We start from the raw sequence: 8297 nt of genomic DNA, 5'->3' as shown, positions 1-8297 counted from the left end.
GAATAGGCGGAGGCGATGGTGCGGTCGCGCGCCGTCTGGTTGTAGTCGACGAAGACCCGCTCGCCGCGTTCCTCCTTCCACCAGTTGGTGGTCACCCGCCCCGGCATGCGGCGCTCCAGCTCCCGGCCCACCGCGATGGCACACCGCCTCACGTCGGCGAAGGACCAGCGCGGCACCAGCGGCACGTACACGTGCAGCCCGCGCCCTCCCGAGGTCTTCGGCCACCCCCGCAGGTCCAGTTCGTCGAGCAGCCCGCGCAGTTCACGGGCCGCCCGCACGGCGTCGGCGAAGTCCGTGCCCGGCTGCGGATCGAGGTCGATGCGGAGCTCGTCGGGGTGGTCGGGGCGTTCGCGCCGTACTGGCCACGGGTGGAAGGTGAGGCAGCCCAGGTTGGCGGCCCAGAGGACGGCGGCCGGCTCGGTGGGGCAGATCTCGTCGGCGTACCGGCCGCTGGGGAAGGCGATGCGGGCGGTCGGGATCCAGTCGGGCAGGTTCTTGGGGGCCCGCTTCTGGTAGAAGGACTCGCCCTCCGCGCCCTCCGGGTAGCGTTCCAGGGTGGTCGGCCGGTCGCGCAGGGCACGGGTGATGCCCTCCGCCACCGCGACGTAGTAGCGGGCGACGTCCAGCTTGGTGAAGCCGCGCTGCGGGAAGTACACCTTGTCGGGGCTGGACAGCCGTACGGTCCGCCCGCCCGCTTCCAGCTCGATCGCCTTGCCGCTGCCCATGCCGCAACGCTAGGGCGGTCCGGGCGCCGCCGCATGTCGGGCGCGCCCGCCCCCACCGCAGCAGAATCAGCATCATGGACCTTCCGGTTATGCCGCCCGTCCGGCCGATGCTCGCCAAGTCGGTCGCCAGGATCCCGCCGGGCATGCAGTACGAGGCGAAGTGGGACGGCTTCCGCGCCATCGTCTTCCGGGACGGCGACGAGGTGGAGCTGGGTTCCCGTACGGGCAAGCCGCTGACCAGGTACTTCCCCGAGCTGGTGGAGGCGGTGAAGGCGAATGCCCCCGAGCGGTGCGTTCTGGACGGTGAGATCGTCATCGCTCTGCACGGCCGGCTCGACTTCGACGCGCTGACCGAGCGCATCCACCCGGCCGATTCGCGGGTACGGCAGCTCGCCGAACGGACCCCGGCCTCCTTCGTCGCCTTCGACGTGCTGGCCCTCGACGGCACGGACCTCACCGGCACTCCGCTCGTGGAACGCCGCAGGGCCCTGGTCGGCGCGTTGGCCCCGGCCTCCCCGCCGGTCCACCTCGCACCCTCCACCACGGACGTGGACCTGGCGCGGGACTGGTTCACGCGCTACGAGGGCGCGGGCCTCGACGGCGTGATCGCCAAGCCGCTGACGATCCCCTACCGGCAGAACGAGCGGTCGATGTTCAAGGTCAAGCACGAGCGCACGGCGGACTGCGTACTGGCCGGTTTCCGCTTCCACAAGAGCGGCCCGGTGGTCGGCTCCCTGCTGCTCGGCCTCTACGCGCCCGGCGGAGGCCTCCAGCACGTGGGGGTGTGCGCGGCGTTCCCGATGAAGCGGCGCGAGGAGCTGATCTCGGAGCTGGAGCCGCTGCGCATGGAGTCCGCGCAGGGACATCCGTGGGCGCAGTGGGCCGACGAGGCCGCGCACGAGGCCGCGCGGCTGCCGGGGGCACAGAGCCGCTGGACGGGCAAGAAGGACCTGTCGTGGGTGCCACTGCGCCCGGACCGGGTGGTCGAGGTGGCGTACGACCACATGGAGAAGGGACAGCGGTTCCGGCACACGGCGCAGTTCCGGCGGTGGCGGCCCGACCGCGAGCCCGCTTCCTGCACGTACGAGCAACTGGAGGAGCCGGTCCACTTCGACCTGGCGGAGGTGCTGGGTGCGCGGGACCGACGTCCGCGGACCGACCCTGGCCTGTCCTGACCCGGCCCGGCCTTGACCCGGCCCGGGCGCCCGCCTCGCCCTGTCCGCCCGAACCGCTCCGTCTCAGTCGAGGACGACAGGCAGGTCGCGGTGCCCGAGCCTGAGGTGCTCGATGTGATAGACCGCCTCGTCGAGCAGCTGGGCCACGTGATTGTCGTACAGGCTGTAGACGATCCGCCGCCCCTGCCGGGAGCCGGTGACCAGGCCGAGGGCCCGCAGCAGCCGCAACTGGTGGGAGACGGCCGACTGTTCCATGCCGACGGCCTCGGCCAGCTCGCTCACGGCGCAGGGGCCCTGGCGCAGACGCGTCAGGATCATGAGCCGCGAAGGGGTCGCCAGCGCCTGGAGCGTGGCGGCGATGGTCGCGGCGGAGTCCGCGTCCAGGTGCGCCGCCGGCGTCGTCCTGCCGTCCACTCCGTGTCCCATGCGCACATCGTATCCATCAGGGATACTTGAAGACCTCTTCATATGTTCCGCTATGGTGGGGCGGTCCGCTCCCCTCCGCCCGAGGCGGAACCCGAACCCGAAGAGGTGCTCCATGGCATCCGCGCTGGTCGAGGACCGGCAGGCAGCGCCCGCCACGACGCGTCCGCCGACACGCCGCACCCGGCTGTCCGCAGTGCCCGAGGTCCGCTGGGCCGCGCTCTCCGCCGCCGCCTTCCTCCTCGCGCTCCCCCTCGACCTGACCGGCGCGCCCGTGTGGTCCTGGGGGCCTCTGTACGCCCTCTGCTACACGGCGGGCGGCTGGGAACCGGGCCTCGCGGGGCTCACGGCGCTGCGCGACAGGACCCTCGACGTGGATCTGCTGATGGTCGTCGCGGCGGTCGGCGCCGCCGCGATCGGCCAGTTCCTCGACGGCGGACTGCTCATCGTCATCTTCGCCGTCTCGGGCGCCCTCGAGGCCCTGGCCACCCGGCGCACCGCCGACTCCGTGCGCGGCCTGCTCGACCTCGCGCCCGCGACGGCCGTACGGCTCACGGCGGACGGCGAACAAGAGGTGCCGGTCACCGCCCTGTCGGTCGGCGACACCGTCCTCGTACGCCCCGGGGAACGGCTGCCCGCCGACGGCACCGTGCTCGACGGAGCGAGCGAGGCCGACCAGGCCACCATCACCGGCGAGCCGATGCCCGTGCCGAAGTCGCGCGGCGACGACGTCTTCGCGGGCACCCTCAACGGCACGGGCGCGCTCCGCGTGCGGGTCGCCAGGGACGCCTCCGACTCGGTGATCGCGCGGATCGTGGCCATGGTCGAGGAGGCCAGCGAGACGAAGGCACCCACCCAGCTGTTCATCGAGAAGGTCGAGCGGCGCTATTCCGTGGGGGTGGTCGCCGCGACCCTCGCGCTCTTCACGGTCCCGCTCCTGTTCGGGGCCGGGTTCGAGCCGACGCTGCTGCGCGCCATGACCTTCATGATCGTGGCCTCGCCGTGCGCGGTCGTCCTGGCGACCATGCCGCCCCTCCTCTCCGCGATCGCCAACGCGGGACGGCACGGCGTACTCGTGAAGTCCGCGGTGGCCATGGAGCGCCTGGGGGCCGTGAACCGGGTGGTCCTCGACAAGACCGGCACGCTGACCGAGGGCAGCCCGCGCGTCACGGCCGTACGGATGCTGCCGACGGCCGTACGGACGCCGCCGGGCGCCTGCGCGCACGCCGGCGCCTGCGCCTGTACGGACGCCGGTGCCCCCACGGGCTCCGGCGGAGCCCTGACCGAGGAGGACGTCCTCTCCCTGGCCGCCTCCGCCGAACAGAACAGCGAGCACCCACTGGCACGGGCGGTCGTCACCGCCGCGCGGGAATGCGGACTGGCCCCCGCGCCCGCGAGCGGCTTCTCCTCGGCCCCGGGTCGCGGGGTGCGGGCGGTCGTCGCGGGCCGGGTCGTCGAGGTGAGCGCCCCGGCGCGCACCGCCCGAACCGGTACGGCCGCGTGCCCCGGCGAGGTCGCGGCGGACGGCGCGGCGGCCGGCGCCGAGGCGTTGGCACTCGCCGAAGCGGTGGGGCTCGCCGAGGCGGACGGCGCGACGGCCGCCGTCGTACGGGTCGACGGCGAGCCGGTCGCCGTCCTCTCCGCGACGGACCGGCTCCGCCCCGGGGCCGCGGGCGCCGTCACGGCCCTCACCCGCCTCACCGGGGCGCCCCCGGCACTGCTCACCGGCGACAACGAGCGGGCAGCGCTGCGGGTGGCCGGCGAGGTGGGAATCGGGGACGTGCGCGCCGGGCTGCTGCCCCAGGACAAGGTGGCCGCGGTCCGGAGCTGGCAGGACGCGGGCGAGCGCGTCCTGGCTCTCGGTGACGGCGTCAACGACGCCCCGGCCCTGGCCGCCGCCCACACGGGCATCGCCATGGGGCGCGCCGGGTCCGATCTCGCCCTGGAGGCCGCGGACGCCGTCGTCGTACGGGACGAGCTGGCCGCCGTGCCGGCGGTGGTGGCCCTGTCCCGGCACGCCCGCCGGCTGGTGGTCCAGAACCTCACGATCGCCGCCGTCTGCATCGGCGGCCTCGTCCTGTGGGACCTTGCGGGACACCTCCCGCTGCCCCTCGGGGTGGCCGGCCACGAGGGCTCCACGGTCCTGGTCGGCCTCAACGGCCTCCGTCTCCTCCGGGAATCGGCCTGGCGACGGGCGCTGGGCTGAGCCGGGCCGGGGCGCGGAACCCTCGGCATCGCCCGGAGGGCGGAACTCGGGGTGTCCGGCCCGGGACCCTGGGACCGCCGGGCCACCACCGGAAGCCCGTGGGGGCTCGGGCCCCACGGCGCATGCGCGGGATCAAAACGGGGCACTCGTTGCATATGGCAACCCGGTCGCGCCATCGTGCCGTCTCCAACCAGGACGTAGCCGCCCTGCTCCAGGAGTATGCCGACCTTCTCGCGATCACCGGTGGCGACAGCTTCCGCGTACGTGCCTACGAGCGCGCCGCCCGCACCGTCGAGGGCCACGGCACCGACATCACGGGCCTCGACGCGAAGCACCTCAGGGAGATCCCCGGCGTCGGCGGGTCGATCGCCGAGAAGATCGAGGAGTTCGTCCGCACCGGCCGGGTGGAGGCGGTCGAAGAGGCCCGCAGCCACGTTCCCGCGGGGGTGCGCGCGATGACGGCGGTGCCCGCGCTCGGCCCGCGCAAGGCGCAGTTGATCTTCGAGGAGCTCGGTGTCGCCTCGATCGAGGATCTCGCCGAGGCGGCACGCGCCCACCGCCTGCAGGACCTCAAGGGCTTCGGCCCGAAGACCGAGGAGAACATCCTGCACGGCATCCAGATCATGCGCGCCTCACACGGCCGCGCCCCTCTGGACGCCGCCCAGGAACTGGCGGAGGACATCGTGGGCGCCCTGTCCCGTACGACGGGCTGCGAGCGCTGCACCTACGCGGGCTCGCTGCGCCGGATGCGGGAGACCGTCGGCGACCTGGACATCCTGGTCGCTGCCGGCACCGACGAGGCCGCCGCCCGCGCCTCGCGTGCCCTGGCCGAGCACCCGTACACCGCCGAGGTCATCGCCCGCGGCGAGACCAAGACCAGTGTCCGCACCACCAGGGGCCTCCAGGTGGACCTGCGTGTCGTGCGGCCCGACTCCTGGGGCGCCGCCCTGCTCTACTTCACCGGCTCGAAGGCCCACAACATCCGCGTGCGTAAGGTCGCCCTCCAGTACGGCCTGAAGCTCTCGGAGTACGGCCTCTTCGACGCGGAGACCGGCAGGCGCACCGGCGCACGCACCGAGGAGGAGGTATACGGGCGGCTCGGCATGACGTGGATCCCGCCGACGCTCCGCGAGGACCGGGGCGAGGTGGAGGCCGCGATGGAGGACGAACTGCCCACGCTCGTGGCCGAGTCGGACCTCCGCGGGGACCTGCACACCCACACCGACCTCACGGACGGCCTGGCCCCTCTGGAGGACATGGTCGCCGCCGCGAAGGCCCTGGGCTACGAGTACTACGCGATCACGGACCACGCCCCGCAACTGCGCATGCAGGCCATGACCGACGAGAAGATCCTCGAACAGCGCCACCGCGTCAAGCGGTTGGACGCCGAACTGAAACGCGGGGGCGGGCCGCGGCTGCTGCACGGCACGGAGCTGAACATCGACCTGTACGGCGACGTGGACTGGACCGGCGACTTCCTCGCCGACTTCGACCTGTGCGTGGCCTCCGTGCACAGTCACTTCGAGCTGGGCCGGGCCGCGACGACCCGGCGCCTGCTGCGCGCCTGCGAGAACCCGTACGTCCATGTCATCGGACACCCCACCGCCCGGATGCTGGGCAAGCGGTCCGCCATCGACGCCGACTGGGACACGGTCTTCGCCGCCTGCGCCAGGACGGAGACGGCCCTTGAGATCGACGCCCAGCCGCACCGTCTCGACCTGCCGGACGAGCTGGTCATGCGCGCCAAGCGGCACGGGGTGAAGTTCTGTGTGGACAGCGACGCCCACTCCACACCGGAACTGGCCCACATGCGCTACGGGGTGGGGACGGCGCAGCGCGGCTGGCTCACTCCGGACGACGTGATCAACACCTGGCCGCTGCGGCGCCTCAGGGCCTTCCTGCGCCGCTGAACAGGCCGCCGCGCCCGCGACCGGTGTCCCGGGTTCGCCCGCGAACCCGCAACCCGCACTCCCGCGACCGGCGTTCGGCGCCCCGGCCCGTCGCGGGCCCCGTCCCGCCACGGGGCCCCGCCGACAGGCGGACGCACGGTCCGTGTTGCTCCGGCGCCCTGGCGCCGTGCCCACGCGGCCGAGGCGTGGCGGTGCTCAGTGGCCGCGCCACCACCGCCTCAGCGACCCCCACAGCGAGTCCCGCATCCGCGCCCCGTCCGGTGCCGCGGTTCCGGGCGGCTGCACGGCTCCGGCCCGCACCTGGCCGGGACCGGCCGCGGCCGGCAGGGCGCCGGGAGCGGGCGCGGAGGAAGCTCCTTGGGCCCCTGCCCCGTGGCCGGTTCCGTTCTCGTGCCCGGCGGTGCCTGCCGCTGGGCCGGGCACGGCCGCCCCGACGGGGGCGGGCGCCGCCGAGTCAACCCGCCAGTCCCCCTTCCCCGCACCCTCCGCGGCGCCGCGTGGGGCGGGAATCAGCTTCGCCGTGATCTCCTCCGGCGGACGCGGCGCGAACTCGGCCGGAAGCCGCACGAGGTGACGGGACATCAGGGAACTGGTCCAGGTCAGCTCGTCCTCCTCGACGGCCAGCCGGAGGTCCGGAAGACGCGCCAACAGAGCATCCACGCCGGTGTCGGCGATGGCACGCCCGATGTCCTGGCCGGGGCACTCGTGCGGGCCGCCGCTGAACGCGAGGTGGGCACGATTGCCCTGCATGGAGGCGGTGAGGTCGGGGCGTACCACCGGGTCGCGGTTGGCGGCGGCGATGCCGACGATCAGGGCGTCGCCCGCCTTGATCCGCTGCCCGCCGAGATCGCAGTCGCCGGTGGCCCAGCGGCCGAACATGGCGGTGAACGGCGGCTCGTCCCAGAGTGTCTGCTCCACCGCTTCGGGCAGGGTCATGTGGCCGCCGCTGAGCCGGGCGTGGAAGCGCGGGTCCGTGAGCACCATGCGCAGCACGTTGGCGATCAGGTTCGCGGTGGTCTCGTACGCCGCGATGAGGACCAGGCGCAGGTGCTGGCTCACCTCGTCGTCACCGAAGCGAGCCGGGTGCTCGATGAGCCAGGTGGCGAAGTCGTCCGCGGGCTGGGCGCGCCGCCGGGCCACCAGCGCGACGAGCCGCTCCATGACGTACGCGTTGCTGGCGATGGCGGTCTCGGTGCCCTTGATCATGTCGCGGGCGGCCTGCACCATGCGCTCGCTGTACTCCTCGGGCATGCCGATGATCTGGAGCATCACCATCATGGGCAGGTGCTCGGCGAACCGGCCGACCAGGTCGACGTGCCCGTCCTGGCAGAACTCGTTGACGAGCCGGTTGCTGTACCGGTTGATGTGGCGCCGTACGCCGCGGTGGTCGATGCGGGCCAGGCTGTCGGTGACCGCGCCCCGCTGCCGCTCGTGCTCGGCGCCGTCGGCGTGGGCGCACAGCGGCTGCCAGGTGAAGATGGGCGCCAGCGGGTTGTCGGGCGTCACGGTGCCGTCGTGGAGGTGCCGCCAGCGGCGCGGGTCGCGGGAGTACTGCGAGGGGGTACGGGTCATGTGCAGGTTCTCGGTGTGGCCGAGGACGAGCCAGGCCGGAACGTCACCGTGCAGCAGCACGGGGGCCACCGGCCCGTGTTCGGCGCGCAGTTTCTCGTACAGGCCCATGGGGTCGTTCTCGGCCTCGGGCCCGTAGAGCCGTCGTACGCCGCCGGGACCCAGCCCGTGCGCCGGGCAGCCGGGTGGCGGGGCCGCGCCGGCATCCGTTTCGGCGTGGTGCGGAGAGGGAGTTGTCACAGGGGCTCCAGGGATCGTGCTGGATCGTGGGAGTTGCACGGGACGGGGA

The 8297-nt window shown here is 73.4% G+C and carries 6 protein-coding genes; 3 read left to right on the top strand and 3 right to left on the bottom strand.

Features of this window, described 5'->3' with window-relative positions:
* Nucleotides 1–725, bottom strand: a 725-nt coding sequence (gene ligD / locus GUY61_RS30620; protein WP_166633503.1) for a non-homologous end-joining DNA ligase, incomplete at its 3' end; no start/stop codon positions are given.
* Between the two features lie 74 nt (nt 726–799).
* On the opposite strand from ligD, the gene GUY61_RS30615 reads away from it, so the two are divergent.
* Complete coding sequence (locus tag GUY61_RS30615) at nt 800–1900, top strand: ATP-dependent DNA ligase (protein WP_166633502.1); 1101 nt, start codon at nt 800–802, stop codon at nt 1898–1900.
* A 63-nt stretch (nt 1901–1963) separates the two neighbouring features.
* On the opposite strand, the gene GUY61_RS30610 is transcribed toward GUY61_RS30615, so the two are convergent.
* On the bottom strand, nt 1964–2326 hold the full coding sequence (locus GUY61_RS30610; RefSeq protein ID WP_166633501.1) for a metalloregulator ArsR/SmtB family transcription factor: 363 nt from the start codon (nt 2324–2326) through the stop codon (nt 1964–1966).
* A gap of 112 nt (nt 2327–2438) precedes the next feature.
* Between GUY61_RS30610 and GUY61_RS30605 the strand changes: the two genes are divergently transcribed.
* A complete protein-coding gene (locus GUY61_RS30605; protein WP_166633500.1) occupies nt 2439–4529 on the top strand; it encodes a heavy metal translocating P-type ATPase in 2091 nt (696 codons plus the stop codon).
* A gap of 155 nt (nt 4530–4684) precedes the next feature.
* The gene (polX, locus tag GUY61_RS30600; protein WP_166633499.1) at nt 4685–6439 is read left to right on the top strand and encodes a DNA polymerase/3'-5' exonuclease PolX; all 1755 of its coding nucleotides are present in this window, start codon (nt 4685–4687) and stop codon (nt 6437–6439) included.
* Nucleotides 6440–6634: 195 nt separating this feature from the next.
* On the opposite strand, the gene GUY61_RS30595 is transcribed toward polX, so the two are convergent.
* Nucleotides 6635–8248: a cytochrome P450 gene (locus GUY61_RS30595; RefSeq protein WP_313896947.1), complete on the bottom strand. Its 1614-nt coding sequence runs from the start codon at nt 8246–8248 to the stop codon at nt 6635–6637.
* Nucleotides 8249–8297: the final 49 nt, after the last annotated feature.

The sequence above is a fragment of the Streptomyces sp. GC420 genome (genome assembly GCF_009916105.1).
Classification (GTDB): Bacteria; Actinomycetota; Actinomycetes; order Streptomycetales; family Streptomycetaceae; genus Streptomyces.
This window is presented reverse-complemented; position numbering and strand designations above follow the sequence as displayed.